This is a genomic window from Corynebacterium lowii, from assembly GCF_001412085.1.
In the GTDB taxonomy this organism is placed as follows: Bacteria; Actinomycetota; Actinomycetes; order Mycobacteriales; family Mycobacteriaceae; genus Corynebacterium; species Corynebacterium lowii.
On the sequence record NZ_LKEV01000002.1, the window covers coordinates 158,525 to 183,502 of the forward strand.

The 24,978-nt window shown below is 63.7% G+C and carries 25 protein-coding genes and 2 pseudogenes; 12 read left to right on the top strand and 15 right to left on the bottom strand.

Annotated elements, in window-relative coordinates; translation table 11 throughout:
• Positions 1–41 precede the first annotated feature (41 nt).
• From Clow_RS04085 to rplS, 4 genes are all read right to left on the bottom strand, one after another.
• Positions 42–347, bottom strand: a complete 306-nt coding sequence (locus tag Clow_RS04085; RefSeq protein WP_055176719.1) for a DUF2469 domain-containing protein — start codon at positions 345–347, stop codon at positions 42–44.
• 115 nt (positions 348–462) lie between these two features.
• A complete protein-coding gene (locus tag Clow_RS04090; RefSeq protein WP_055176722.1) occupies positions 463–1,107 on the bottom strand; it encodes a ribonuclease HII in 645 nt (214 codons plus the stop codon).
• A 1-nt stretch (position 1,108) separates the two neighbouring features.
• Complete coding sequence (gene lepB / locus Clow_RS04095) at positions 1,109–1,972, bottom strand: signal peptidase I (protein WP_055176725.1); 864 nt, start codon at positions 1,970–1,972, stop codon at positions 1,109–1,111.
• A gap of 107 nt (positions 1,973–2,079) precedes the next feature.
• Positions 2,080–2,421: a 50S ribosomal protein L19 gene (gene rplS / locus Clow_RS04100; protein WP_055121671.1), complete on the bottom strand. Its 342-nt coding sequence runs from the start codon at positions 2,419–2,421 to the stop codon at positions 2,080–2,082.
• Positions 2,422–2,701: 280 nt separating this feature from the next.
• On the opposite strand from rplS, the gene Clow_RS04105 reads away from it, so the two are divergent.
• From Clow_RS04105 to Clow_RS04125, 5 genes are read left to right on the top strand one after another with little or no spacing between them, the layout of a single operon-like run.
• A complete protein-coding gene (locus Clow_RS04105; protein ID WP_055176727.1) occupies positions 2,702–3,331 on the top strand; it encodes a thiamine phosphate synthase in 630 nt (209 codons plus the stop codon).
• Positions 3,328–4,407: a glycine oxidase ThiO gene (gene thiO, locus Clow_RS04110; protein ID WP_055176730.1), complete on the top strand. Its 1,080-nt coding sequence runs from the start codon at positions 3,328–3,330 to the stop codon at positions 4,405–4,407. The genes Clow_RS04105 and thiO overlap by 4 nt, the downstream gene beginning before the upstream one ends.
• Positions 4,408–4,417: 10 nt before the next feature.
• Positions 4,418–4,615, top strand: coding sequence for a sulfur carrier protein ThiS (gene thiS / locus Clow_RS04115; RefSeq protein ID WP_055176732.1), 198 nt, complete (start codon positions 4,418–4,420; stop codon positions 4,613–4,615).
• A 2-nt stretch (positions 4,616–4,617) separates the two neighbouring features.
• The gene (locus Clow_RS04120) at positions 4,618–5,403 is read left to right on the top strand and encodes a thiazole synthase (protein WP_055176735.1); all 786 of its coding nucleotides are present in this window, start codon (positions 4,618–4,620) and stop codon (positions 5,401–5,403) included.
• Positions 5,403–6,527 carry a ThiF family adenylyltransferase gene (locus tag Clow_RS04125; protein ID WP_055176738.1) on the top strand — a complete coding sequence of 375 codons (1,125 nt, stop codon included), beginning with the start codon at positions 5,403–5,405 and terminating at the stop codon, positions 6,525–6,527. Before Clow_RS04120 ends, Clow_RS04125 begins: the two co-directional genes overlap by 1 nt.
• A 73-nt stretch (positions 6,528–6,600) precedes the next feature.
• Here the strand turns inward: Clow_RS04125 and Clow_RS04130 are convergent, their stop codons facing one another.
• The 3 genes from Clow_RS04130 to Clow_RS04140 are packed head-to-tail and all read right to left on the bottom strand — an operon-like array spanning position 6,601 to position 10,469.
• Positions 6,601–7,734, bottom strand: a complete 1,134-nt coding sequence (locus tag Clow_RS04130; RefSeq protein ID WP_156334679.1) for an ATP-binding protein — start codon at positions 7,732–7,734, stop codon at positions 6,601–6,603.
• A gap of 39 nt (positions 7,735–7,773) precedes the next feature.
• Entirely contained in the window at positions 7,774–8,106 is a 333-nt protein-coding gene (locus tag Clow_RS04135; RefSeq protein ID WP_055176742.1) for a hypothetical protein, read from the bottom strand.
• A gap of 11 nt (positions 8,107–8,117) precedes the next feature.
• Entirely contained in the window at positions 8,118–10,469 is a 2,352-nt protein-coding gene (locus tag Clow_RS04140; RefSeq protein ID WP_055176745.1) for a Tex family protein, read from the bottom strand.
• A 54-nt stretch (positions 10,470–10,523) separates the two neighbouring features.
• Between Clow_RS04140 and Clow_RS04145 the strand changes: the two genes are divergently transcribed.
• Entirely contained in the window at positions 10,524–10,889 is a 366-nt protein-coding gene (locus Clow_RS04145; RefSeq protein ID WP_055176748.1) for a GntR family transcriptional regulator, read from the top strand.
• On the top strand, positions 10,886–11,827 hold the full coding sequence (locus tag Clow_RS04150) for a hypothetical protein (RefSeq protein ID WP_055176751.1): 942 nt from the start codon (positions 10,886–10,888) through the stop codon (positions 11,825–11,827). Before Clow_RS04145 ends, Clow_RS04150 begins: the two co-directional genes overlap by 4 nt.
• Here Clow_RS04150 and Clow_RS04155 read toward each other — a convergent pair.
• From Clow_RS04155 to rimM, 3 genes and pseudogenes are all read right to left on the bottom strand, one after another.
• Positions 11,787–12,096: pseudogene (locus tag Clow_RS04155) on the bottom strand (hypothetical protein). The gene Clow_RS04150 and the pseudogene Clow_RS04155 overlap by 41 nt on opposite strands.
• A gap of 79 nt (positions 12,097–12,175) precedes the next feature.
• Entirely contained in the window at positions 12,176–13,027 is an 852-nt protein-coding gene (gene trmD, locus Clow_RS04160) for a tRNA (guanosine(37)-N1)-methyltransferase TrmD (RefSeq protein ID WP_055176754.1), read from the bottom strand.
• On the bottom strand, positions 13,027–13,527 hold the full coding sequence (rimM, locus tag Clow_RS04165; RefSeq protein WP_055176757.1) for a ribosome maturation factor RimM: 501 nt from the start codon (positions 13,525–13,527) through the stop codon (positions 13,027–13,029). The genes trmD and rimM overlap by 1 nt, the downstream gene beginning before the upstream one ends.
• A 164-nt stretch (positions 13,528–13,691) precedes the next feature.
• Here rimM and deoD point away from each other — a divergent pair, with 164 nt between their 5' ends.
• Positions 13,692–14,414, top strand: coding sequence for a purine-nucleoside phosphorylase (gene deoD, locus Clow_RS04170; RefSeq protein ID WP_055176760.1), 723 nt, complete (start codon positions 13,692–13,694; stop codon positions 14,412–14,414).
• A gap of 35 nt (positions 14,415–14,449) precedes the next feature.
• Here deoD and Clow_RS04175 read toward each other — a convergent pair whose 3' ends face one another.
• From Clow_RS04175 to Clow_RS04185, 3 genes are read right to left on the bottom strand one after another with little or no spacing between them, the layout of a single operon-like run.
• Positions 14,450–16,165 carry a phospho-sugar mutase gene (locus Clow_RS04175; protein ID WP_055176763.1) on the bottom strand — a complete coding sequence of 572 codons (1,716 nt, stop codon included), beginning with the start codon at positions 16,163–16,165 and terminating at the stop codon, positions 14,450–14,452.
• Positions 16,166–16,167: 2 nt separating this feature from the next.
• Positions 16,168–16,803 carry a deoxyribose-phosphate aldolase gene (deoC, locus tag Clow_RS04180; protein WP_055176766.1) on the bottom strand — a complete coding sequence of 212 codons (636 nt, stop codon included), beginning with the start codon at positions 16,801–16,803 and terminating at the stop codon, positions 16,168–16,170.
• Between the two features lie 50 nt (positions 16,804–16,853).
• Positions 16,854–18,167, bottom strand: coding sequence for a thymidine phosphorylase (locus Clow_RS04185; RefSeq protein ID WP_156334624.1), 1,314 nt, complete (start codon positions 18,165–18,167; stop codon positions 16,854–16,856).
• Between the two features lie 160 nt (positions 18,168–18,327).
• Between Clow_RS04185 and Clow_RS04190 the strand changes: the two genes are divergently transcribed.
• Complete coding sequence (locus Clow_RS04190; protein ID WP_055176772.1) at positions 18,328–18,846, top strand: cytidine deaminase; 519 nt, start codon at positions 18,328–18,330, stop codon at positions 18,844–18,846.
• A 2-nt stretch (positions 18,847–18,848) separates the two neighbouring features.
• Positions 18,849–20,066 (top strand): NupC/NupG family nucleoside CNT transporter, encoded by a 1,218-nt coding sequence (locus tag Clow_RS04195; protein WP_055176776.1) that lies wholly within the window; start codon positions 18,849–18,851, stop codon positions 20,064–20,066.
• A gap of 55 nt (positions 20,067–20,121) precedes the next feature.
• Here Clow_RS04195 and Clow_RS04200 read toward each other — a convergent pair whose 3' ends face one another.
• Both Clow_RS04200 and Clow_RS04205 read right to left on the bottom strand, forming a co-directional pair.
• The gene (locus Clow_RS04200; protein WP_055176779.1) at positions 20,122–20,430 is read right to left on the bottom strand and encodes a hypothetical protein; all 309 of its coding nucleotides are present in this window, start codon (positions 20,428–20,430) and stop codon (positions 20,122–20,124) included.
• Between the two features lie 7 nt (positions 20,431–20,437).
• On the bottom strand, positions 20,438–21,130 hold the full coding sequence (locus Clow_RS04205) for a hypothetical protein (RefSeq protein WP_156334626.1): 693 nt from the start codon (positions 21,128–21,130) through the stop codon (positions 20,438–20,440).
• A gap of 129 nt (positions 21,131–21,259) precedes the next feature.
• On the opposite strand from Clow_RS04205, the gene Clow_RS04210 reads away from it, so the two are divergent.
• Entirely contained in the window at positions 21,260–22,828 is a 1,569-nt protein-coding gene (locus Clow_RS04210; protein ID WP_055176785.1) for an alkaline phosphatase D family protein, read from the top strand.
• A 65-nt stretch (positions 22,829–22,893) separates the two neighbouring features.
• A pseudogene (locus tag Clow_RS04215) lies at positions 22,894–24,929 on the top strand (FAD-dependent oxidoreductase).
• Positions 24,930–24,978 lie beyond the last annotated feature (49 nt).

Here is a 24,978-nt window from a genome sequence, read left to right on the forward strand (position 1 = left end):
TCCACAGGGCGGCCCGGCACACCTTGGCAAAAGGTAGAAAACTACTCCGGCATAATCAGATCCGGCTTATCTAGTTCCTCGATATTGACGTCCTTGAAGGTAATCACCCGCACGTAGCGCACAAAGCGCGCGGGGCGGTACATATCCCACACCCACGCATCGGACATGCGAACCTCGTAATATACGTCGGCCCCGCTGCCGTGCGGAATCAACTCCACCGCGTTGGCCAGGTAAAAGCGCCGTTCCGTCTCCACCACGTAGGAGAACTGGCTTACCACGTCACGATATTCGCGGTAAAGAGATAGCTCCGCCTCGGCCTCATAATTATCGAGTTCTTCGGCACTCATCGCTCTCCTATTCCTTCCTTTTAAAACTTCCTACGGCCGCCCGCCACAACAGCTCCGCAGCGCCAAAGGCAACAGCGCCACAAAGGCCAAAAAGGCAGCGCCACGAGCACCAACCTCAACCTCTAGCACTCAACCACTGAGAATGTGCGGCGGCCACGTTGGAGTAAGTGTATCTATGCACCGGCGCGGCACCGTGGCGGCGCACCGCGTCCATGTGTGCCTTTGTTCCATAACCCTTGTGCCCGGCAAAGCCGTACTGGGGATATTCTTCGTCGAGGTCGGCCATCATGTGATCGCGGGTGACCTTGGCCAGCACGCTCGCGGCGGCAATGCACCGCGCGGCGGCGTCCCCGCCGATGATCGGCAGGTGAGGTTGCCTCATGCCGGGGATTTTCACGGCGTCGCTCAGCACATAGCCGGGGGCCTGGTTCAAGGCCACCACCGCGCGCCTCATGCCGGAAACATTGGCGCGCTGGATACCAAAGGCGTCAATATCCTGGGCGCTCACCACGATCACGGACCATGCCACGGCATGCTTTTTAATGAGGGGAAAAAGCCGCTCGCGGGTGGCGGGGGTGAGTTTCTTGGAATCGGTAAGCCGCGCTAATTCCGCGATGGTGCCGGTGGGCAGCACGCAGGCCGCGATCGTCAGCGGCCCGGCGCAGGCCCCGCGCCCGGCCTCGTCCACCCCGGCCACCGGGCCTAAACCCGCGCGGTCGAGGGTGACCTCTAAGGTGCGCAGTTGCGTCAAGCGACGCATCTTAGGCGGCGGCGCCGGTATCCTCGGCGTCCTGAATATCCGGGGAGTCCACCAGGCCAATGCGATCCAGCGGCCAGATGCGCGCCACCGTCTTGCCGCGGATATTCTCCACCGGCACGGTGCCCTGGTATTCATCGCCCATATGAGCGCGGGAATCGGCGGAGCCGGTGCGGTTATCACCCATCACCCACACGTTGCCTTCTGGCACCGTGATCGGACCAAAGTACTCGCCACCACAGGCATCGGAGCCGTATTCAGATTCTCCCACCGGGTCTTGCGGGGGATTCAGAATAAAGGATTGGTCGGTGGGCTTGCCATCCACCATCACCGCGGGGTCGCCCGCCTGGCAGGAAACCGTCTGCCCCCCGGTGGCGATGATGCGCTTCACCAGGTTGTTCTCGTCCGGGGCCACCAAGCCTACGTAGGAGCCGAGGTCTTGGAGGCCGTGAATCACGGGGTTCTCGGAACGCTGGGACACAAAGTTGCCATTCCAGGAGGGGGTGCCTGCAAAGACCACCACGTCACCGGGCTTGGGGTCGGAGAAGTAGTAGGACACCTTTTCCACTGCAATGCGGTCCCCCGCGCAACCCGTACACCCGTGCAGGGTGGGCTCCATCGAGCCACTGGGGATCATGTACACGCGCCCGATGAAGGTTTGCACCACAAAGACGATAAGCAGCGTGATCCCGATGATGAGCGGAATCTCCAGATACCAGGGCAGCTCTTTCTTCTTTTTCTCCTGGGCACCATCGGCCTGGGTATCGGCCGAGGCCGCCGCAGCCGAGCCCGCAGCGCCGTCGGCAGCCGAACCGCCCGCAGGGCCAGGAACGCCAGGAGTAAGGGAAGCATTCGAGGAATCAGTCACGGCACCTGACTCTAGCAGCCGGGCGGGGCGGCACTACTCCACCACGCAGAAAACCCCCGCTATCCTGCTCACAGAGCAAGAAAACGGGGGTATCCACGAGAAAGGAACTAGCGGCGTTCCTTAATGCGGGCTGCCTTACCGCGCAGGTTGCGCAGGTAGTACAGCTTGGCACGGCGCACACGGCCGCGGCGGGTGACCTCGATCGAGGCAATGTTCGGGGAGTGCACCGGGAAGGTACGCTCCACGCCAATGCCGAAGGAGACCTTGCGCACCGTGAAGGTCTCACGGATACCGGAGCCCTGACGGCGAATCACCACGCCGGTGAACAGCTGGGTACGCTCGTTAGAGCCCTCGATCACCTTGACGTTCACGCCGAGGGTATCGCCGGGGCGGAAGTCGGGAATATCGTCGCGCAGCTGCGCGGCATCGACCTTATCGAGAATGTTCATAGCAACAATCCTTATTCTTCGGGAAAGAGGACCCTGGCGGCACTTCCCTTCACAGGGCGCTCGGCCGGTTCGTATCCGTGACATATTTTCGCCGCAGGCCCTCACATGTAAGAGCAGGCAACCAGTGCATTATTCCATCTTGGCTTAAGAAAAACCAAACGCGCTACACTGGGCCCATTGCCTCACGGGAGCCCGGGGAACGCGGGCTGAGAACGCGCTGCGCCGCGCGGACCGTTAGAACCTGCACGGATCATACCGGCGAAGGAAGTCAAGGAGAATCATGCTGGATCTGCGCTGTTATCTGGTCACCGGCCCCGGTAACGCCCCTCACGTGGCTGCGGCCGCCGCACGCGGGGGCGCCGGAGTGGTGCAGGTGCGCAGCAAACCCATCGGTACCCGCGAACTCTTAAGCCTTGCCACCGAGGTGGCCCGCGCCGTGGCACAGGCCAATCCCGCAACGAAGGTGCTTATCGACGACCGCGTGGACGTCGCCGCCGCACTCATGCGACGCGGGGAGCACGTGCACGGGGTGCACCTGGGCCAAGAGGATCTGCCCGTGGCCGATGCGCGCGCGATTCTCGGCCCGCAGGCCATCATCGGGCTGACCACCGGCACCCTGGACCTGGTGCAGCGGGCCAACGAGGTGGCTCCCTACCTGAATTACATCGGGGCGGGTCCCTTCCGTCCCACCCCCACCAAGGATTCCGGCCGTCCGCCGCTGGGAGTGGAGGGCTATCCCCCTCTGGTCAAGGCCACGAACTTGCCCATCGTGGCCATTGGGGACGTCACCCCTGCCGACGCCCCGGCGCTGGCCGCCACTGGTATAGCCGGGGTGGCTCTGAGCCGCGCCCTCATGCAGGCCGGGAACCCCGAGGCCACGGCCCGCGCGGTGGTGGAGGCCTTCGCATGAGCCAGCGGGTATATGTGGTGGGCGCGGGAATCATCGGCCTGACCACGGCCTTTGAACTCAGCGAACGCGGCGTGAGCGTGACGCTGATCGACCCTGCCCCCGCCAGCGGGGCCTCGCATTTTGCCGGGGGCATGCTGGCCCCGGTGGCCGAGGTGCAGTACCGCCAGGAACCGTTGTACCCACTCATGCGGGAATCGGCGGCGCTCTACCCCGATCTCTTAGAACGCCTGGGGCGGGTCACCGATCTGCCGCTGGGCTATCACAATCACGGCACGTTGGTGGTGGCCGCCGACCGCGCCGATGCACAGCACCTAGCCGAACTCACCGAGCACCAGCAGGCTCACGGCATGGAGGCCCAGCGCCTCACCCTGCGCGAGGCGCGCCGCTTAGAGCCCGCGCTCTCCCCCGCGCTGGCCGGGGTGGTTTCCATTCCCAGCGATACTCAGGTGGAGCCACGATTACTCACCGCCGCGCTGCGCGATGCCTTAACCCGGCGCGGGATCACCTTCCTCAAGGCGACAGTCACGGGGCTTAGCGAGGGGCACCTCGATACCGACCGCGGCCCCCTCGATACCCGTGGGGCGCAGGTGGTGCTCGCGGCGGGACTGGGCATGGCGTCGATAAGCACGGGCCTGCGCCTGCGCCCGGTGTACGGGGACATTCTGGTAGCGCGCAGCCCTGGTCTGCTGGACCGCGTGGTGCGCGGTTTTGTGCGTGATAGACCTATTTATCTGATTCCGCGCGGGGAGACGCTGGCTATCGGGGCCACCTCCCGGGAGGACCATCGCGGCGATACCCCGCTGGGAGCCGTGCGCGATCTGCTGGATGATGCCTGCCAGATCGTGCCCGCCTTGGAGGAGGCCGGACTAGTGGAATGGGGCACCGGCGCGCGGCCCGGCACCCCCGATGACCTGCCCTATCTGGGGCGTATCTCCCCGCAGGTTGTGGTGTCCACCGGATATTTCCGCCACGGTATTTTGCTGGCCGCGCTCGGTGGGCTGGCCGGGGCGCGCCTGGCCCTGGGCGAGGCGCCCGGCTTTGACCTCAGCGCCTGCGCACCACAGCGCCATAAGTAAAGGAGAAAGCATGATTTCCTACACCCTCAACGGCAAACTTCGCCAAGGCCCGGCGTGCAGCGTGGCCGAACTCGTGGACTCCGAGGTGGGCACCCGCACCGGGGTGGCCGTGGCTATCGACGGCGCGGTGGTACCCGCCTCTCAGTGGTCGCGCACCCTGGCCGAGGGCAACGCCGTGGATATTCTCACTGCCGTTCAAGGAGGCTAACCATGCTCACCATTGCCGATCAGCACTTTGATTCCCACCTCATCATGGGCACCGGCGGGGCTACTTCCCAGGCGATTTTGGAGGATTCGCTGGTGGCCTCGGGCACGCAACTGACCACCGTGGCTATGCGCCGCCACAGCGCACAAACCGGACACAGCGGGGAATCCCTCTTTGACCTGCTGAAACGTCTGAATATTGCGCCGCTGCCCAATACGGCAGGCTGCCGCACAGCCCGCGACGTGCTGCTGACCGCCCAGCTAGCCCGCGAAGCCCTGGGCACCACCTGGATTAAGGCCGAGGTCATCGCGGACGAGCACACCCTGCTGCCCGATACCGTGGAGCTCATCGACGCCTGCGAACTCCTCGTGGCCGAGGGCTTTACCGTTCTGGCCTATACCTCCGACGACCCCGTGACCGCCCGCCGACTAGAGGACGTGGGAGTGTCCGCCGTCATGCCGCTGGGCTCTCCCATCGGCACGGGGTTGGGTATCCTCAACCCGCACAACATCGAACTCATCTGCCAACGTGCCGAGGTGCCCGTGATCCTCGATGCCGGAGTGGGTACGGCTTCCGACGCCGCCCTGGCGATGGAACTGGGCTGTTCCGGGGTGCTGCTGGCCAGCGCGGTGAATCGCTGCCAGGACCCGGTGGCGATGGCGCGCGCTATGCGCCTGGCCGTGGAGTCCGGATTGCTCGCCCGCCAGGCCGGGCGCATACCTCAGCGCCGCCACGCCCAGGCCTCCTCCACCTTTGAGGGCCTGGCTAGTTGGGCCGATGAGGTGCTGTGATGGCGGTACTTCCGGTTGAAGAGTTACGCCGCGTGGCCCGCCACCTGGCCCTGCCCGGCTTTGGCATGGAAGAACAGGAGCGGCTGCACGCCAGCCGCGTACTGGTGATTGGCGCGGGTGGACTGGGCTGCCCGCTCCTGCAATCCCTGGCCGCCGCGGGGCTGGGCCACATCGTGCTGCTCGATGATGATGTGGTGGACCTGAGCAATATCCACCGCCAGATTCTCTTTGGCGCCAGCGACGTGGGCCGCCCCAAGGTGGAGGTGGCCGCCGCACGGTTGCGTGAACTCCAACCAGGTATCTCGGTGGAAGCACGCCAGGAGCGCCTGGATAATACAAACGCGCTGGACTACTTCCGGGGCGTGGACCTGGTGATCGACGGCTCCGATACCTTCGCCACCAAGTACCTCAGCGCGGATGCCTCCGAGATCACCGGCACTCCCCTGCTCTGGGGGACGGTGCTGCGCTTTAGTGGACAGGTGGCGCTGTGGCACTCCGGGGCGGGTGCTGAGACCGGCGCCCAGCCCAGCGTGGGACTGCGCGATCTCTTCCCCGAACAACCCGCCGCCGATTCCGTGCCCGACTGCGCCACCGCCGGGGTACTGGGAGCCACCACGGCGGTGGTGGCAAACCTCATGGCCACCGAGACCATCGCGCTGCTCAGTGGCCTGCGCCCGGTGGTGCCAGGCACGGTGCTTACGTACGACGCCCTGGCCGCCACCCTGTGCACCTTCCGTGTGAGCGCCGACCCGGCGCGCGAGCCGGTGACAGAACTGGCCGATGATTATGGTGCGGGGGCGTGCGGTGTTGATTCGTCCGGTCTGGCCGGCTCTCTCCTTCCCGAGGTGCGCTCTGGCGCAGCCGCTGCCCTGGACATACGCGAGCCCCACGAGGTATTGCTGAGCGACCTTCCGGCCGATCTTCACCCGCACCGATTGCCGCTGAGCTCGGTTGGCTCTATTGATGACGTCAGCGCGGCGCTGCGCGGCATGGGAGCGGAGAAAGTGGTGGTGTACTGCGCCTCTGGGAAACGCAGCGCGGAGTTTGTGCGCCGCTACGGTGATTTGGGGTGGGAACTGGTGAGCTTGCCGGGCGGGGTGAAAGGGATAGGAGAAAACATATGAAAGACGGTGCTGCGGCGCGCGCACGCCTTTGAGGAATTGGGTAAGAGTATCCGGGAAGTGAAGGGGGCAAGGGCTAACTTTCTCTCATATATTCCCTCAGATACGGCAAGGCAAAGTCCACATAACCCCGCTGTGGAGAATAAATCATCTGGTTAAGAAGCAACCGCTCCCGATAGCGATTGACATATTGGGAACTCACTGCCAAGCGTTCCGCAATAGAGCATATGGAAGAAGGCCCCTCATCTTCCGCCATAGCGGAAAGAAAGTCCCGATCCTTCTCCGATAAATCAGCCACCGCTGGCTCGTGGACAAGTTGGCGTAATTTAGCCCGGGCCTTGTCCACGCCCGCTTGCACAGTCGGCTCATCAATCACCTTCGACGCCGCATAACGCACCGACCATTGGCCAACGAGCTGAATCATAAATGGATACCCAGCGCAGGCCTGTACTGCCTGGTCCAAGGCAGACTTTTCCCAGGATAAACCCCTCTCCTGGAGCGGTATGGATAAACCACGCCGCACCTCCGAAGTATGCACTCCGCGGAGTTCAATGCGGTTTGCCCGGCGTAAAAAGGTGAGTTGGTTAGTGCCATCTTTATCCGAGAGCAGTGGCTCAACCGCAGAGGGGATACCCGCCATTGCCACCGCTATTTGCCTATTTTCGCGTAAGAGATGCTGCACCGTAGTGGCAAACTCGATGATTTCCGCGCGGGATAGATAATGCAACTCGTCCAGAGTAATGAGAAGGCCAGGTATCTCCTGCCCCACTCGCGCCGCCCTGTCCACCTGCGATTCCAAAAGCATGGTGAGGGTATCGCGTAGCGTCAATTCGGGTTGGTGCATCTCCTGGCGCTCCATATCCATGCCTACAGACCCAAACTTGAATCCCCGTACCCTGGCTTTCTCTGTATTCTCACTTTGGCTCAACAGCCGATAGGCATAGTCACGAATACGCGCAACAAAACCCCTCGTGGCGGTTTCAGAAATAACGTGCCACCCGCGTTCTCTCGCCACGTCCTCGAAAGCATTAAGCAACACCGTCTTACCCATGCCACGGGTGCCCTTAATGAGGGAGATGCGCTCGTGACTTCCCGGACCCGAGTCGAGCGCCCAGGAAAAATCTTCGATGTCCCCGTCGCGGCCCACGAGAACTGGAGGACTCACGCCCAAGGAGGCATTGAAAGGGTTGAGAGATGGCACCATGTCCATCACAGTACCCGAGCCTTGTTTATTCTTGTTTAAACTTGTTTATTTTCTACCCAATACCACTTTCCACCCCACCAACACCGCTGCCCAGCCGGCCCCGATACTCAAACCCGTAGCCACCAGGGATACCCAGGAGAAATCAACCAGCCCACCGATCAACCCCAACAAGGCACACAGGAGCACTCTCCGCATATCCGCCAAGCGATCTTCCCCCACCGGAGCCTTCCTCCGAATACTCTCCGCCAGCAGCGCACAAAAGATAAGCTCCACGCCGAGACCAAGCAGCACGCTGCTCACTCGGAAACAGACCGCCAGCACACTGCATAGCCCCACTCCGGTCAAGGTCAATAACCACTTCGGAGAGTTCGTCGTCATGGCTCCCCAGCCTAGCGACCAAACCCGGCGCGCTTAAGGGCTTCGGCCATCGAGCCAGCGGCGGGCTTTCCGCCACCGGAGCCCTGGGAACGACGCGAACCCTTCGCACCGCCGCGACCACCACCGCGCCCGTTAGCACCACCACCAGAGCTCCTATCACCACGCGGCCCCTTACCCCGGCCACCGGCATGACCTTGCTTCTTCCCACCACCTTCGGCACCGGGCTCGTCGTTAAGCCGGAGGGAAAGGGAGATGCGCTTGCGCTCCACGTCCACCTCCATGACCTTCACCCGCACCACCTGGCCGGAGCGCACCACATCGCGGGGGTCGGAGACGAAGGTGTCTGACATCGCGGAAACGTGTACCAGGCCGTCCTGGTGAACTCCCACGTCCACGAAGGCACCGAAGGCCGCCACGTTGCTCACGGTACCTTCCAGGATCATGCCGGGGCGCAGGTCGGAGACCTTTTCCACGCCCTCCTTGAAGGTGGCGGTCACGAAGTCGGGGCGGGGGTCGCGGCCAGGTTTGTCCAGCTCCGCGATAATGTCCGTGACGGTGGGGAGACCGAAGTTCTCATCGGCAAAGTCCTGGGGCTTGAGCTTGGAAAGCACGTTGGTATTGCCGATGAGTTCGGCCACCGAGCACCCCTGGGAGGCGGCGATGCGCTGGGCCACGGGGTAGGCCTCGGGGTGGACGGCGGAGGAATCGAGGGGTTCCGTGCCGCCGTTGATACGTAGGAAGCCCGCGCACTGCTCGAAGGCCTTGGGACCCAGGCGGGGAACCTTGGTGAGTTCCTTGCGGGTAGCAAAGGCCCCGTTCTCATCGCGGTAGGCCACGATGTTACCCGCGAGCGTGGAGGAAACCCCCGCCACGCGAGCCAGCAGCGGCGCGGAGGCGGAATTGAGGTCCACACCCACGCCATTGACGGCATCTTCCACCACGCCGTCGAGGGTGCGGGCCAGGGCGGTTTGGTTGACGTCGTGCTGGTACTGGCCCACGCCGATAGATTTGGGGTCGATCTTCACCAGTTCCGCCAGGGGGTCTTGGAGGCGTCGGGCGATGGAAACCGCCCCGCGCAGGGAGACGTCCATATCGGGGAACTCGCTCGCGGCGAGTTCGGAGGCCGAGTACACCGAGGCACCCGATTCTGAAACCACCACCGGGGTGGGGCGCACTCCCCCGGCCTCCGCCACGGCAGCGGCCACCTCGCGGGCGAGCTTTTCCGATTCCCGCGAGGCCGTGCCATTGCCCACGGCCATAAGCTCCACCCCATGCTTGCGGCACAGGCTAGACAGGATTGCCACGGCGTCCGACCAGCGATTTTGCGGCTGGTGCGGGTAGACGATGGCGGTATCGAGGACCTTGCCGGTGGCGTCCACCACCGCGCACTTCACGCCGTTGCGGTAGCCGGGGTCCAGGCCGAGCACGGCCTTGTGGCCCGCGGGGGCGGCGAGCAGAACGTCGCGCAGGTTCGCGCCAAAGACCTCTAGGGCTCCCTGTTCCGCGCGCTCCTTGAGGCGGGTGCGCGCGTCCAGGCCGGAGGAAACCTCCAACTTGGTGCGCCAACCCCAGTGCACGGCGGAGGCCAGCCACTCGGAGGATTGAGTATCGAGGTCAAAGCGCTGCGCAATCATGCCCTCGTAGAGGGAATCCTCCCCGGCGTCCAGGTTCAAGGTGAGCACCCCCTCGGCCTCACCGCGCAGCAGCGCCAGGATTCGGTGGCTGGGGAGTTTGGTCAGCGGCTCGGAGAACTCAAAGTAATCCTTATACTTGGCTCCCTCCTGCTCCTTGCCCTCCACCACGGAGGAACCCAGGGTACCGCGCTGAAATACCTGCTCGCGTACCTCGCCCACGAGGTCGGCGTCGAGGGCAAAGCGGTCGATGAGAATGGCCCGCGCACCGTCGAGGGCCGCCTTGGCATCGGCGTAGCCCTCGGTGAGGTAGGCCGCGGCCGCCTCCTCGGGGTTGAGCGCGGGGTTGGCCACCAGGACGTCGGTCAGCGGTTCAAGCCCTGCCTCGCGGGCCTTATCTGCCTTGGTCTTGCGGCGCTTTTTGAAGGGTGCGTAGAGATCTTCCAGGCGAGCCTTGGTGGTGCACTCCATAATCAGGCTGCGCAGCAGATCATCGAGTTTGCCCTGCTCCTCGATGGCGGCGAGCACAGTCTGCTTGCGTTCTTCGAGTTCGCGCAGGTAGGTGGCGCGTTCCTCGATGGCACGCAGGGCGGTGTCGTCCAGGCCGCCGGTGACCTCCTTGCGGTAGCGCGCGATGAAGGGCACGGTGTTGCCCTCTTCTAACAGGCGGAGCGCGGCTTCTACCTGGTCGCGGCGCACGCCGAGTTCCTGAGCAATGGTGGCTGCAATCATTCGGATCATTCTAGCGGTAGCCCGTGGCGGCACATTGTGCTAGTTTTACTAGTTGTGCTAGTTCTTATCGGCCCGCAGGACCCCCGCCCCATCTACGAGCAAATCGCCGGACAGGTCACCGAGCAGATACGCGACGGCACCATCGCCCCCGGCCAGCGCCTACCCGCCGCCACGGAACTAGCCGCCTCCCTCGACCTCAACCGCAACACCGTGCTCCAGGCCTATCGCTTGCTGCGCGACCGGGGCCAGGTGGAACTGCGCCGCGGGCGCGGAGCCGTGGCCCTGGCCCCCACATCGCCGCCCCCAAAGATCAACAAGGAAGTGCAGCGCAGCGTGGAGGCGCTTATCGACGCCGCCCGCCGCCACAACCTCTCCCTCGACGCCGTGACCACCCTGCTCTCCCAAGGAGGACTGCAATGAAACGCTTTTTATTCCGCACCGTCTTACCCGTTGGGCTCATCAGCCTGGCCTGCCTTATATGGTCAGCCTCCCTCATTCCTGCGGTGCCCGATCCCCTGGCCGTGCATTTCAGCGGTTCTAGCCCCAATGGTTTTGCCGACCCGCTCGTATTTTGGCTCCTGACCAGCGGCCTCGTGGTGGGGCTTGTGGCTCTGTACTGCTGGCTGCTCGCCCAGGGAGCTGCGCGCGGGCCGATGGCACGATTTCATGCCGCGAGCATGGCCTTTGGTTGCTTTCTAGTCAGCGGCGCACAACTGAGCACCTTTCTCACCCAGAAGGGACTAAGTGACGCCACCCAGGCGACTCTTTCCTGGGGCCACCTCGCCGCAATTTTCGGCAGCGCCCTCGGTGGGAGCGCGCTCATCACCCTGCTTGCCACACCCCTACCTGCGGCGGAAAGCACCGTGATACACCCCGAAGCCCTCGACGTCCCCGCCGGTGGGGCCGCCTCCTGGAACGCCACCCTCACCATTCCCCTTCCGTTTGCCACCGTTCTCGGTTTGAGCACCGCCGTGCTCCTCAGCCTGGGGATATTCACGAACCCCTGGCTGCTGCTCGCAGCGGGTTTCCTGCTTCTTCTTTCCCTGAGCATGGGTTACTGGCGGCTGCGCGCCGATTCTCGCGGTCTCTCCTGCCGCAGCATGCTCGGCTGGCCCCGCCGCAATATCCCCGCCGCCGAGATCGAGCGCGCCGAGGTCACCGAGATTCAGCCGATGAACTGGGGCGGCTGGGGCTGGCGCACCAACCCACGCGGCCAAGCCCTCGTGCTAGGCAAAGGCCCCGGCCTGCGCATGGTACTCCGCAGCAGCAAGATCATGGAGATTACCTGCGAGGATGCCCCCACCGCCGCTGCCGTGCTCAATCACTATGCGGGTGCTGCCACGCGCACGCCGCGCTAACCCCCGGCTCTAACTCCCCCGCCATCGAGGTGCCATACCAATAAGCACCCTCCGGCAAGCAGGCCACCACCGCAGCCGTGGCCTGCCGCAGGTCAAAGATCACTATGACCGGTCACCACGAGCCGATAGAGCACCTGGGCAATGGGTGGGTGCCCCTCCACCTGGGCGTACTGGGTGACCAGCATATTATCGGGCTCGCAGGTGAGGTCCACCTGCTCGGCCCAGATTCCGGTGGGCTCATATCCGCGCTCGCGCAGCGCCTCCGCCATGCCCTCGCTCACCTGCTCCCATTCGGCAGGAATGAGCAGTACGTTAAGGTCCGTGGAAATACTAGGCAAATTAGAAGTACTAGGCACGCGGCCACCCCTGTTCCGCCAAAAAGGCGAGGTCTTGATTATCCAACTCCGCGCTCTCTAATAATTCCGGGCGCACCTCCAAGGTGCGCAGCAAGGATTGCTCGCGCCGCCAACGATCCACCTTGGCGTGGTTGCCGCTGCTGAGAATCTCCGGCACGTCGAGACCGCGCCACTGCCGAGGCTTGGTATAGCACGGCCCCTCTAGCAACCCATCGGAAAAACTATCCTCCTCGTGGCTGCGCCTATTGCCCAGTACTCCGGGAATGAGCCGCACGATGGCCTCCGCGATCACCAGGGCCGCCACCTCCCCACCGATGAGCACGTAATCCCCAATGGATACCTCGCGCACCCGGTAGCGCTGCTGAGCGTCCACTAGCACGCGCTGGTCAATCCCCTCATAGCGCCCGCAGGCGAATACCACGTGTTCTTCGTGGGACCAGGCGCGCGCGTCCTCCTGACTAAAGGGCTTTCCCGCCGGGGTGGGCACGATGAGCAGGGGAAGATCGCGTTCCTCTTCCCGCTCGGTGTACTCGTGGGCGGCCACGCCCTCCAATTCATCGTGGCGGGCGCGATCCAGGTGCGGCAGCGCGCTCACTAGATCGCTGCCCGGCGCGGTACCACGAGCCACATCGTCCAAGGCAGGCCCCCATACCTGCGGCTTCATCACCATGCCGGGGCCACCCCCGGCGGGGGCGGAATCGACGGACTTGTGGGCGTCGGTAGCCCAGGCGCGCAGGTCATGCACACCCACCTCCAATCGCCCCTGCTCGATGGCCTTACCCAAGAGGGCGTGGCGTAGGGGGTCGAGGTATTCGGGGAAAATCGTGATGACGTCCAGGCGCATTAGAGGTCCAACAATCCCTCGGGCGGAGTAATCGTGAGCGTGCCCTCATCCAGATCAACCTCCGGCACGATGGCCTCCACGAAGGGCACCAGGGCCTCCTTGCCAGAGGCAAGCGTGACCTCCAACAGGTTGCGGTGCGGGCCGTGGGTAATGCCGGTGACCTTGCCGATCTCGTGGCCTTCGTGGAGTACCGCAAGGCCCTCTAGTTCGTGGTCGTAAAAGCCCTCGTCGTCCTCGTCCTCGCGGGGTTCGGCAAAAAACTGCATGCCGCGCAGGGAATCGGCCGCCGTGCGGTCCGGCACCTCCTCGAAGGTCACCAGCAGGCGGCCCTTGTGCGGGCGCACGGAGGCCACGGTGAGTTCGCGGTCTTTCTTATTCTGCCGCCCCGTGAGCACCTGGCCCACGGCAAAGCGCTCCTCCGGCTCGTCCGTGGTGGCCTCCACGGATACCTCGCCCCGGATTCCGTGGGACTTAATCACCCGTCCGATCATCAGTTCCATGAGTTAGCAGTGTAGCGAGGGGGTGGGACCGGGGGCACCCGCGCTAGGAGAGTTGGCCGCATACCGATAAACACCCAGGTCAGCGCGCCCCTTCTCCTCGACACGGCCCCCTACTATTCTCGTTGATAGCAAGCAGCTAACCGATACTCCGCAGGAGGAAAATCATGCCCGCCACCACCGCCTCTACCCCGCATATCCAGCCCAAGGACGCACCGATTGCAGAGACCGTGCTCATGCCCGGTGACCCGCTGCGCGCCAAGTTCATCGCGGATAATTACCTGGATAACGTGGTGCAGTTCAATTCCGTGCGCAACATGCTGGGTTTTACCGGCACCTACCGGGGCCAGGAGGTCTCCGTGATGGGTTCCGGCATGGGTATCCCCTCTATCTCCCTGTACGCCTACGAGCTCATTCACTTCTTCGGCGCCAAGAAACTCATCCGCGTGGGCTCCTGCGGGGCGCTGCAAAAGCACCTGGATACCTACGAGATCATCGTGGCCCAGGGTGCGTGCACAGACTCTCGCTTTCTAGAGCAGTACAAGGTACCCGGCACCTTCGCCCCCATCGCCTCCTGGAAGTTGCTTTCCGCCATTCAGCGCGAGGCCCAAAACCAGGGCGTGACCACGCACGTGGGCAATATCCTTTCCAGCGATACCTTCTATGGTGACGATGAGACCGCCGTGGAGCGGTGGTCTCGCATGGGGGTGCTCGGCGTAGAGATGGAATCGGCGGGCCTCTACGCGGTGGCGGCCCGCGCGGGCGTGGATGCTCTGGGGCTCTTTACCGTCTCGGACAACATTCTCACCGGGGCCTCCACCACCCCGGAGGAGCGCCAGAGCGCCTTTACCGCGATGATGGAGCTGGCCCTGCCGATGGCGTTGGTTTAGGGCTGGGCTTATCGACGCACCGCTGCCACCACCGCCTACCGCAGCGCCGCGTGAAGATCCGCCAGCAGGGCCTCCATCCTCGCCTGCGCGGCGCGCTCCTGCTCTGCAACACCTTGCGGCGAGGTCCCTCGACTGGGTTCGATCACCTCGGCGTAGCACTTGAGCTTCGGCTCCGTGCCCGAGGGACGTACGATCACCCGGGAGTCCTCCTCGGTGAACAGCACCATGCCTGGGGTGGGTGGCAGGCCACGGTATCCGGCAGAAAGGTCGGCTACCTCCGTCACGCGAGCACCACCCAGGGAGTCCGGCGGGGTCTCCATAAAACGAGACAATGCAGCGGCCACCTCTTCGGTGCTGACCAGGCGCACCGTGAGCGGGCGGGTGAGGTAAGTGCCATAGGTGGCGTCGATAAGCAGGCCTGTCTCCCGCAGGTCCGTGCGCGCGGCGAGTTCGGCCACGCGCAGGCAGGCAGCAATGCCGTCCTTATCGCGCACGAACTGAGGGTCGGGGCAGTAGCCAATGGCCTCCTCGTAGCCGAATATCAGGCCCGGCACCCGGCCAATCCACTTGAAGCCGGTGAGCGTGGGGGTAAAGCGCAGGCCGTGGCGCTGCGCGATGCGCTCTAGCAGGCGGGAACTAACGATAGAGCAGGCCAACACACCGCCCTCGTGGGCGCCCCGGGCGGCCTCCTCGCCCAAGAGGGCTCCCACGCGGTCGCCACTGAGTTGTTCCCAGCGCTGCGGTTCACCGGTATCGGGACGCGGAATGGCTACGCTGCACCGGTCGGCGTCCGGGTCTACAGCCAGAATAAGCCGCGCGCCCACCCTATTTGCGGTGGCAATGGCGAGGTCAAGAGCACCGGGCTCCTCCGGGTTGGGGAACTCCACCGTGGGAAAGTCCGGGTCCGGCTCCTGCTGTTCGGCCACGGGGGTGACATTGTGAAAACCCGCCTCGCGCAGCACGCGCACCAGCAGGCCGCCACCCACCCCGTGCATGGCGGTAACCACGATCGGCAGGTCGCGGGGCTGCTTATCGACGTCCCGGAGCACCACCCTCACGTACTCCTCCACCACGTCCTCGCCCACGTGCGTTAGCCCCGACGAGGTGCGCGGCACCTCATCGGCGTAGCCCACGGCGTCGATAGCGCTGGCGATCTCGGCATCAGCCGGGGCGATGAGTTGCACCCCGCGCGCCTCCTCGTCCTCCACCACGCGCCCGCCCAGGTAGACCTTGTAACCGTTATCGCGCGGCGGGTTATGGGAGGCGGTGACCATCACGCCCGCCTCGCAGCGCAGGTGACGCACGGCGAAGGCCGTCACGGGGGTGGGCAGGCCCGGCAGGAGAGCCAGAACCTCGCAGCCTGCGGCGGCCAGCACCTCGGCGGCGGCCCGGTGGAACTCGTGGGAGCCGTGGCGCGCATCGCAGCCCACCACCACGCGGGGCCGCTCCACCTGGTTGCTCAGCCACTGGCCCAAACCCCTGCTGGTGCGGGTCACCGTGGCGAGGTTCATGCGGGACTCCCCCGCTCCGATCTCCCCGCGCAGGCCCGCCGTGCCAAAGGCCAGCGGCCCGGCGAAGCGCTCGGCCAGTTCCGGGGAGTTCTGGGCGATGAGCGCGTCCAACTCCGCCCTGGTACAAGGGTCGGGGTCGTGGTCGCGCCAGGTTCGAGCGCGCTCTAGGGTTGCGGGGCTGGGCTGCGCGGGCGGCGTGCCGTCGAAAGCTCTGCCGGGGCTGTGAGGTTCCGGCGCCACGATTAGCCCTCCACCACGGCGCGGCTAGAAGAACAACCCAAGCGGGTAGCCCCGGCGGCAATCATGGCGCGGGCCGTGGCGGCGTCTCGGATACCGCCGGAGGCCTTGACCCCCAGGCGCTCCCCCACGGTCTGCGCCATGAGTCGCACGGCGTGCTCGCTGGCCCCACCTGCGGGATGGAAGCCGGTAGAGGTTTTCACAAAGTCCGCACCCGCGGCCTCGGCGGCGCGACAGGCCCCCACGATCTGCTCATCGCTGAGTACTGCGGATTCGATAATCACCTTGAGCACCACGCCGGGGGCGGCCTGACGCACGGCGCAAATATCACTTTCCACGGCGGCCATATCCCCCTCGCGGGCGGCGGCCACATTAATCACCATGTCGATCTCCTCGGCACCCTGAGCGGCGGCCAGAGAAGCCTCGGCGGCCTTCACGGAACTGTGGTGCGCCCCGGAGGGGAAGCCACACACCACCGCCAGGTGCAGACCCTCGGGGAGGGAAAGCGGCAACTCGGAGGGGGAAACGCACACGGAGTAGCAGCCCAGATCGGCGGCCTCGGCCACCAGAGCCTCGACCTCGCTGGCGGTGGCCTCGGGCTTGAGCAGGGTGTGGTCAATCATGCGGGCGATGTTCGTCATAGCGGGTTCCTCCTGGTGGGGTTGTGCGGGTTATCGAGTCTGAGCAGTGCTTAAGAGATCACGTCGTGGATCAGCGTGCGGGGTGCGGGTGGCTCGGCACCGATGTGGATACCGGGCAGCACGGCCTCCTCGGCGCGCGCAAAGCGCTCCGGGGTGTCGGTATGCAAGGTCAGCAGCGGTTGACCGGGCTCTACCCTTTGCCCGTATTCCACGTGCAATTCTATGCCCGCGGCGGCCTGCACCCTATCCTCCTTGCGGGCGCGCCCGGCACCCAGACGCCAGGAGCCGACGCCGAGCGCCAGGGCGTCGAGAGCATCCACATAACCCGCGCGCTCCGCCCGCACCTCGTGGGTGTGGCGGGCCACGGGCAGGGGTGCGGCCGGGTCGCCGCCCTGGGCCTCCACCATGCGCTTCCAGGTATCCATCGCGCGGCCGCTATCGAGGGCTCCCTCCACGTCGGCATCGCGGATACCCGCGAGTTCCAGCATGGCGCGGGCGAGCGCACAGGTGAGTTCGCGCACGTCACCTGGGCCGCCGCCACCGAGCACTTCGACGGCCTCGCGCACTTCTAAGGCGTTGCCGATGGTGCGGCCCAGCGGTACCTCCATGTCGGTGAGCAGGGCGCGGGTGGACACTCCGGCGTCGGTGCCTAGGTCCACCATCGCGCGGGCCAACTGGCGCGCGGAATCGACGTCGCGCATGAATGCTCCGGAGCCGACCTTGACGTCTAGCACCAGGGCGGAGGTACCCTCAGCAATTTTCTTGCTCATAATCGAGCTGGCGATCAGCGGCAGGCAATCCACCGTGGCGGTGACATCTCGCAGCGCGTACAACTTCCTATCCGCCGGGGCGAGGTCCGCGTTGGCGGCGGCCACCACAGCCCCTACCTCGCACAATATCTCCTTCATGCGCGGGGTGCTCATCTCCGGGGACCAGCCGGGAATCGCCTCCAACTTGTCCAGGGTTCCCCCGGTGTGTCCCAGGCCTCGGCCGGAGAGTTGCGGCACCGCCACCCCAAAACTCGCCACCAGCGGCCCGAGCGGGAGGGTCACCTTATCGCCCACCCCGCCCGTGGAGTGCTTATCCACCGTGGGTTTGCCGAGGTCGGAGAGGTCCAGCGTGCTGCCGCTGGCGATCATCGCGCCCGTCCACTGCGCCACCTCCTCGCGGTTCATGCCGCGCAGGAAGATCGCCATAGCCAGGGCCGCCATCTGCTCCTCGCTCACCACGCCGCGTGTATAAGCGTCCACCACCCAGGCGATGTGTTCCATTTTCCAGGCGCCGCCGTCGCGTTTGGTGCGGATAATATCCACTACGTCAAAAGGCTCTGCGTTATTGACGGTATTAGCTTCTGTGCTTTTCATTCCGGCACCCGGCATGGTGATTGACCACTCTCCTTGAAGGAATTATGCGATCCAATGGGCTTGTATGGCTCCTGCCTGGGAGTTTATCATTCTCACAGGAAAACGATTCTCGGCTTTCTTTCCCTTTGTATCCCCCTGTATCTCACCCCAGGAGGCACCCATGCCCACCGCCTTTGACCCCGACCTCGCGCGCCGGCTTCTCGACGCCGCCCTCGAGGTAGCCCAGCGCGCCTGGGTGCCGTACAGCAACTTCCCCGTGGGAGCGGCGGTGCTCACCAACCACGGCGAGGTGATCTCCGGGTGCAACGTGGAAAACGCCGCCTACGGGGAGGCCATCTGCGCCGAGCGCAACGCCGTGACCACGATGGTGGCGGTGGGCCAACGAGAGGCTGCTGCCGACGCCGCCCCTTCCGCCTCTGGTGCGGTGCCCGCTCCCGTGCCGCAGGTGCGCGCCGTGGCCGTGGTGGGGCTGAGCGCCGCCCCCTGCTGGCCCTGCGGTGCCTGCCGTCAGGTGCTGCGCGAGTTCCACTGCCAGCACGTGATCGTGGAGGACGCTGCGGGTGAACCCGTGATCTTGCCCTTTGAGCAGATTCTCCCCCATTCTTTCGGGCCGGAGGCGCTGGGTGAGGCCGCGGGTTCTGAGGCTACCGATTTCGAGGCCGCCGGGGAGGAGAAATAATCATGGATCGCTTTCAAGGGCTCATCGGCATAGCCTGCATTTTTGCCATCATCATCGGCTTTTCCACCAGCCGCCGCGATATTAAATGGCGCACCCTGGGCGTGGGCTTTGGCCTCCAAGCGCTCTTTGCTCTCTTAGTGCTCAAATGGGAACCCGGCTTCCAGGCTCTCAAGGCCACGGCGGATGGGATCTCTAAACTCATCGAGTTCACCAACGAGGGCACCAGCTTTGTTTTCGGCTCCCTCTTTGACACGGAGGGCAATTCCTTCGTTTTCGCCTTTAATGTGCTGCCCATCATCGTGTTCCTCGGGGCAATTATCGGCGCGCTATATTATCTGCGCGTTTTGCAGTGGTTCGTGGAGATAGTCGGCACGGCACTGAACAAGATCATGGGCACCTCCAAATTGGAATCGGTATGGGCCTCCACCGTGATTTTCTTGGGCCAATCCGAGGCCCCGTTGGTGATTAAACCCTGGCTTCCCAAACTCACCCGCTCCGAACTCTTCGCCTGCATGACGGGCGGCTTCGCCTCCGTGGCGGGCTCCACCCTCATCGGTTATTCCCTGCTCGGCGCACCCCTGGAATACCTGCTGGCGGCCTCCATTATGAACGCACCCGGCTCGCTTATCGTAGCCAAGGCCCTCATGCCGGAAACGGAACAATCCGTGGCCGTCGCCGACGTACGCAGTATCCGCGATACTGAAAACCGCAATATCATCGACGCCCTCGGCGCCGGAGCGCTTTCCGGCGGGCGCATCGCCGTGACCGTGGCCTGCCTGCTCGTGGCCTTCATCGCGCTCATCGCCATGATCTCCGCCGCCCTCGGCGGTATCGGTCACCTCTTCGGGCAAGAAAATTGGTCGCTCGACGGCCTCTTTGGCCTCATCTTCAGCCCCGTAGCTTGGGTCATCGGTGTGCCCTGGGACGAGGCCTCTCTGGTGGGTAACTTCATCGGCCAAAAGACCATCCTCAACGAGTTTGTGGGCTACACCAGCTTCTCCGAACATGTGGACACCATGAGTGACAAAGCCGTCATGCTCACCACCTTTGCCCTGGCGGGCTTTGCCAACCTCGCCTCCATCGCCATTCAGATTGGCTCCTTCGGGGCGCTGTGCCCCGAGCGGCGTTCCGACGTCGCGGAACTAGGCATGCGGGCGCTCTTCGGCGGGTTCCTCACCAACATGCTCAATGCGGCGATTGTGGGGGTGATTGTGTTTTAGAAAGCTGCACGCGAAAAGGGGCCACCAGCATTATGGTGGTCCCTTTTCCCGTCTACTATGAGTGGTCGGCCTTATCCACAAGGTAGGCCATCATGAAGTACAGAGGATCAAGTTCCTCAAGTTCCTTCACCAGCGCATCTTCTTCACCTGTCTCAAAAACTTTACTGATATTGGGATTAACCAAGAGCACCCGCATATTGCCAGAGCCCAGTATCTTCCCAATCACCTCAGTAATCTGCGCTTCCGTCGGACGATCAGGGTCATAGCCGAAGTACCTAAATACATCGATTAGAGTAACCCAATCATCAACCTCATCAATATATTCACAGACCCACTGAAAAAGATCATCGTGAGAGATGGACACTACACATTCACTCCAATCCAGGGAACGCCTTTATCCAAAACCCTACTGTATCTCTTTCCAACCCCGGAGAAAGCAACTCAAAGCTCTCCACCAACCGCAAGGGACTAAACCGCTTACAGTTCACCGCCAGGCTTTCCCCCGCCGAGTTCATCACCCTGCACGAAGCATGCTCAGCTCCAGCAGAAACCTCCTGAAAAACACGGCGAGCGTTCTCATCCCGGTACGCATGGGACCGAATCACATACTCCGGGCGCAAGGGTTGCCAATAACTACTGCTCTTGTTACTGACGTGCATCGTGAGCGAAGTCGGCTCAATATCCGTTAGCCCCGCAAGCACAACTTCCCAAACGGCAAAGAACGGCCGCAGCGGCAACCGGTCACCAATCACTGCCACCGTCAGCAAAAAGGTGGCCCACTCCCCTGCCTCCGGCGCATCGCTTAGCATGCGTGGTCGGTGGTAATAATCGTGAACCTCCCAGAGCGCAGCCGAGCCAATGGGATAATCCTTTCTTTCCCATTCCGATTCACCCGTATGCGCAAAACCCAATATGCGCTCGCAATCCATGAAGTCTCTCAACGGGTCCACGCTCTCATTGAGTATGGTCCCCTGCGGGTAGGCGGCTGCCAGCTCTACACTCACAAAGGAATCGCTCCCACCAATGAGCATGGGCCGCCGTTGCCCCACATACTCCTCAGACACCGCAGTCCCTCCGTTTCGGGGAATAAAACACGCAGGTCACCAAGAAAAAATCACACGGTAGGCAAAATATAACCTCCCATTCACCTGCCCTCAACCTTCCCGTTTCTTTCCACCCCTACGATCACCCCCATGACCGTTTCCCGTCGCCTCTTCCTGGCTTCCTCTGGCCTCGCCACCGCCAGTACTCTCCTCCCCTCCGTCACGGCATCTGCTTCCAGTAACGCTGCCAATAGCCCCCTATCCAGCACTTTCGGCGGCCTCATCCCCGAGCGCCCCGCCCTTACTCACGGCGTCGCCTCGGGCGATGTCCGCCCCGATGGCGCCTTGATTTGGACTCGCGCGGACCGCCCCTCCCGCATGGTCGTGGAGGTCTCCCCCACCGATTCCTTCCACAACGCTCGCCGCTTCACCGGCACAGTGATGTCCCCGGAGACGGATCACACGGGCAAACTCCGCCTGGTCGGCCTGAATACGGATAGCGATGTTCACTATCGTGTCTTTGCCCAGGACCTCGATACGGGCCTGCTCTCCGAACCCGTGCTGGGCACCTTCCGCACCGCCCCTTCCACGCGCCGCAATATCCGTTTCCAGTGGTCGGGCGACGTCGCGGGCCAGGGCTATGGCATTAACCCAGACCTGGGCGGTTGGACGGCGTGGTCACAGATGGCGCAGCGCAACCCAGACTTCTTCATTCACTCCGGCGATACCATCTACGCGGATAACAAGATCGAGGAGTCCGTAACGCTTCCCGATGGGCGTATCTGGCGCAATGTGGTCACGGAGGCGAAGTCTCGCGTGGCGCAGAGCCTAGAGGATTATCGCGGTAATTATGCCTATAACCTCATGGATTCTCATTACCGGCAGTTCAATTCTCACGTTCCGCAGATTGTGCAGTGGGATGACCATGAGACGGTGAATAACTGGTATCCCGATGAGGTTTTGGACCTCCCCGATTATCGCGTTAAGGACGTCAATACTCTGGCGGGCTGGGCGCACCAGGCTTTCCACGAGTGGCAACCCACCGATCAAAGTATGGCCGTGGACGGTCGCATTTACCGCAAGATTTCCTATGGTCCCATGCTGGATATTTTCGTGCTAGACATGCGCAGTTATAAGGACGATAACTCCTTGAATCACCGCGGCACCAAGGCCGATGGTCATATTCTGGGCGCGCAACAAGAGGCCTGGCTTATCCGTGAGCTCCAATCCTCCACCGCCACGTGGAAGGTGGTGGCCAATGACCTGCCGCTGGGCATCATCGTGCCGGACGGCAAGGAGCACCAGGAGGGCGTCGCTAGTGGAACGCCGGGGGCTCCTGTGGGCCGCGAATCGGAGATCGCCCTCGTGCTGCACGCTATCCGCGAGGTGCGCAACGTCGTGTGGCTCACGGCCGATGTCCACTACACCGCCGCCCATCACTATCACCCGGACCGCGCAGCTTTCCAGGAGTTCAGCCCCTTCTGGGAGTTCGTCTCCGGGCCGCTTCAGGCCGGTGCCTTCGGCCCCAATGAGATGGATTCCACCTTCGGCCCCGAGGTGGTCTACGCACATGCCCCGGAGCAGCCCAATACCTCCCCGCTCGATGAGTTCCAGCACTTTGGCGAGGTGGATATTGATGGACAGACGCAGGCCATGACGGTCAAGCTGCTCACCACCCAGGGCACGGAGCTATACAAGGTCACCCTTAGTCCCCAATAAGCCCCCATCTGTTGTATCGTGAGTCACATTCAAGCCCTCGTAGTGAATTAGGCAGAGAGTGACCCATGAGCAACACCCCTTATCCCCACATCTTCCGCCCCCTCACCATCGGGGGCCTCACCCTGCCCAATCGCATCATCATGGGCTCCATGCACACGGGCTTCGAGGACCGCCGGCGGGACGTCGATAAGCTCAGTGCCCTGCTAGCCGAGCGGGCGCGCGGCGGGGCGGGGCTGATTATCACCGGTGGGGTGGCGCCCAGCCGCACGGGGCAGCTAAGCCCCCTGGGTTCCACCATGACCAATAGGCTGCACGTGGCCCATCATCGGCAGGTTACCAAGGCCGTGCACGAGGCCGGGGGCCGGGTGGCTATGCAGATTCTGCACGCGGGGCGCTACGGGGTGATCCCGTGGAAGGTGGCTCCCGGCTCGCAATCCTCCCCCATTCACCCCTTCAAGCACCTGCGCATGAATGAGCCGATTATTCGGCACATCATCGCCGGTTTTGGGCGTGCGGCCAAGCTCGCTCACGACGCCGGGTACGACGCCGTGGAAATCATGGGCGGCGAGGGCTACCTGATTAATCAGTTTCTCTGCCCGCGCACCAATGACCGCACCGACCGTTGGGGCGGCAACACGGAGAATCGCCAGCGCTTCCTCATCGAGGTCATTCGTGCTATTCGACGCCGCGTGCCCGCCACCTTCCCCGTCATCCTGCGGCAATCCGTGGCGGACCTCGTCGAAGGCGGCCAGACCTGGGAAGAGGTGGCCCTCATGGCCCGCCGCGCCGAGGAAGAGGGCGTGGACGCGCTGAATACCGATATTGGCTGGCACGAATCGCGCGTGCCCACCATCGCCACCTCCGTGCCGCGCGGGGCCTTTGTACAGTTCACCGAGCAGTTGCGCGATGAAGTCTCCATTCCCCTCATCGCAGCCAACCGCATTAATACCCCGGAGCTGGCCGAGGAGATTTTGAGCCGCGGCCGCGTGGAGCCGTGGCCCTGGCCCGCCCCTTCCTGGCCGATCCGCACTTTGTGCTCAAGGCCCAGCAAGGCCGGGCGGAGGAAATTAATACCTGCATTGGCTGCAACCAGGCCTGCCTAGACCACATCTTTGTGGGCAAGAAGGTCTCCTGCCTGGTTAATCCCCAGGCAGGAAGGGAAACCACCCTGGTGCTCTCCCCCACCAAACACGCCAAGAAGGTGGCCGTGGTGGGTGCCGGACCAGCCGGGCTCTCTGCGGCGCTCTCCGCCGCGCGCCGAGGCCACAAAGTTACCCTCTTTGAGGCCAGCGGGGAGATCGGCGGACAATTTGCCATCGCCGCCCGTATCCCCGGAAAAGAGGAGTTCTCCGAGACCATCCGGTACTTCCGCACCCAACTAGCCCTGCACAACGTGGACCTGCGCCTGAACCACAAAGTGAGCGCGGAAGACCTGCGCGGCTTTGAGCACGTATTAATAGCCACCGGGGTGACCCCACGCGTGCCCGCCATCGAGGGGATCGACCACCCCAGCGTGATGACCTACGCCGAGTGCGTGCGCGGCCAACGCCCCGTAGGAAACACCGTGGCCGTGATCGGCGCGGGCGGCATCGGCTTCGACGTGGCGGAGTTCCTCACCACCGATTCCTCCCCCACCCTCGACCTAGCCGAATGGGAACGCGAATGGGGCGTGACCCATGACCCCGATAACCCCGGATTCACCATCCGCCCGCAGCCTTCACCACCGACGCGGCGCGTGTACCTCATTCAGCGCAAGACCTCCTCCCAGGGCAAGGGCCTGGGTAAAACAACCGGCTGGATTCACCGCGCGGCGGTGAAGATGAAGAAGGTGGAGCAGATCGTGGGCGCCACGTATGAGCGCATTGACGATTCCGGCCTGCACCTGAGCCTGCGCGATAAGGAGGGCACCGTCACTGGGCAGCGCACTCTAGAGGTGGATACCGTGGTTTTGTGCTCCGGGCAGGAATCGGTGCGTGACCTCATCGAACCACTGCGCGCCCAAGGAACCGAGTGCACCGTGATTGGTGGGGCGGACGTGGCGGCGGAACTCGATGCCAAGCGCGCGATCCTCCAAGGGGCGGAGGCAGCGAGCGCTATTTAGGCGCCTCGGCTTTACTTCTTATCCTTTTTCAAGAATAAGAGCGTCATCA

What these genes read in the sequence shown, in the direction of transcription:
- Clow_RS04085 (WP_055176719.1), bottom strand. Translation starts at nt 347, where the DNA reads ATGAGTGCCGAAGAACTCGATAATTATGAGGCCGAGGCGGAGCTATCT.
- Clow_RS04090 (WP_055176722.1), bottom strand. Translation starts at nt 1,107, where the DNA reads ATGCGTCGCTTGACGCAACTGCGCACCTTAGAGGTCACCCTCGACCGC.
- rplS (WP_055121671.1), bottom strand. Translation starts at nt 2,421, where the DNA reads ATGAACATTCTCGATAAGGTCGATGCCGCGCAGCTGCGCGACGATATT.
- Clow_RS04105 (WP_055176727.1), top strand. Translation starts at nt 2,702, where the DNA reads ATGCTGGATCTGCGCTGTTATCTGGTCACCGGCCCCGGTAACGCCCCT.
- thiO (WP_055176730.1), top strand. Translation starts at nt 3,328, where the DNA reads ATGAGCCAGCGGGTATATGTGGTGGGCGCGGGAATCATCGGCCTGACC.
- thiS (WP_055176732.1), top strand. Translation starts at nt 4,418, where the DNA reads ATGATTTCCTACACCCTCAACGGCAAACTTCGCCAAGGCCCGGCGTGC.
- Clow_RS04120 (WP_055176735.1), top strand. Translation starts at nt 4,618, where the DNA reads ATGCTCACCATTGCCGATCAGCACTTTGATTCCCACCTCATCATGGGC.
- Clow_RS04125 (WP_055176738.1), top strand. Translation starts at nt 5,403, where the DNA reads ATGGCGGTACTTCCGGTTGAAGAGTTACGCCGCGTGGCCCGCCACCTG.
- Clow_RS04130 (WP_156334679.1), bottom strand. Translation starts at nt 7,734, where the DNA reads ATGGACATGGTGCCATCTCTCAACCCTTTCAATGCCTCCTTGGGCGTG.
- Clow_RS04135 (WP_055176742.1), bottom strand. Translation starts at nt 8,106, where the DNA reads ATGACGACGAACTCTCCGAAGTGGTTATTGACCTTGACCGGAGTGGGG.
- Clow_RS04140 (WP_055176745.1), bottom strand. Translation starts at nt 10,469, where the DNA reads ATGATTGCAGCCACCATTGCTCAGGAACTCGGCGTGCGCCGCGACCAG.
- Clow_RS04150 (WP_055176751.1), top strand. Translation starts at nt 10,886, where the DNA reads ATGAAACGCTTTTTATTCCGCACCGTCTTACCCGTTGGGCTCATCAGC.
- trmD (WP_055176754.1), bottom strand. Translation starts at nt 13,027, where the DNA reads ATGCGCCTGGACGTCATCACGATTTTCCCCGAATACCTCGACCCCCTA.
- rimM (WP_055176757.1), bottom strand. Translation starts at nt 13,527, where the DNA reads ATGGAACTGATGATCGGACGGGTGATTAAGTCCCACGGAATCCGGGGC.
- deoD (WP_055176760.1), top strand. Translation starts at nt 13,692, where the DNA reads ATGCCCGCCACCACCGCCTCTACCCCGCATATCCAGCCCAAGGACGCA.
- deoC (WP_055176766.1), bottom strand. Translation starts at nt 16,803, where the DNA reads ATGACGAACATCGCCCGCATGATTGACCACACCCTGCTCAAGCCCGAG.
- Clow_RS04185 (WP_156334624.1), bottom strand. Translation starts at nt 18,167, where the DNA reads ATGAAAAGCACAGAAGCTAATACCGTCAATAACGCAGAGCCTTTTGAC.
- Clow_RS04190 (WP_055176772.1), top strand. Translation starts at nt 18,328, where the DNA reads ATGCCCACCGCCTTTGACCCCGACCTCGCGCGCCGGCTTCTCGACGCC.
- Clow_RS04195 (WP_055176776.1), top strand. Translation starts at nt 18,849, where the DNA reads ATGGATCGCTTTCAAGGGCTCATCGGCATAGCCTGCATTTTTGCCATC.
- Clow_RS04210 (WP_055176785.1), top strand. Translation starts at nt 21,260, where the DNA reads ATGACCGTTTCCCGTCGCCTCTTCCTGGCTTCCTCTGGCCTCGCCACC.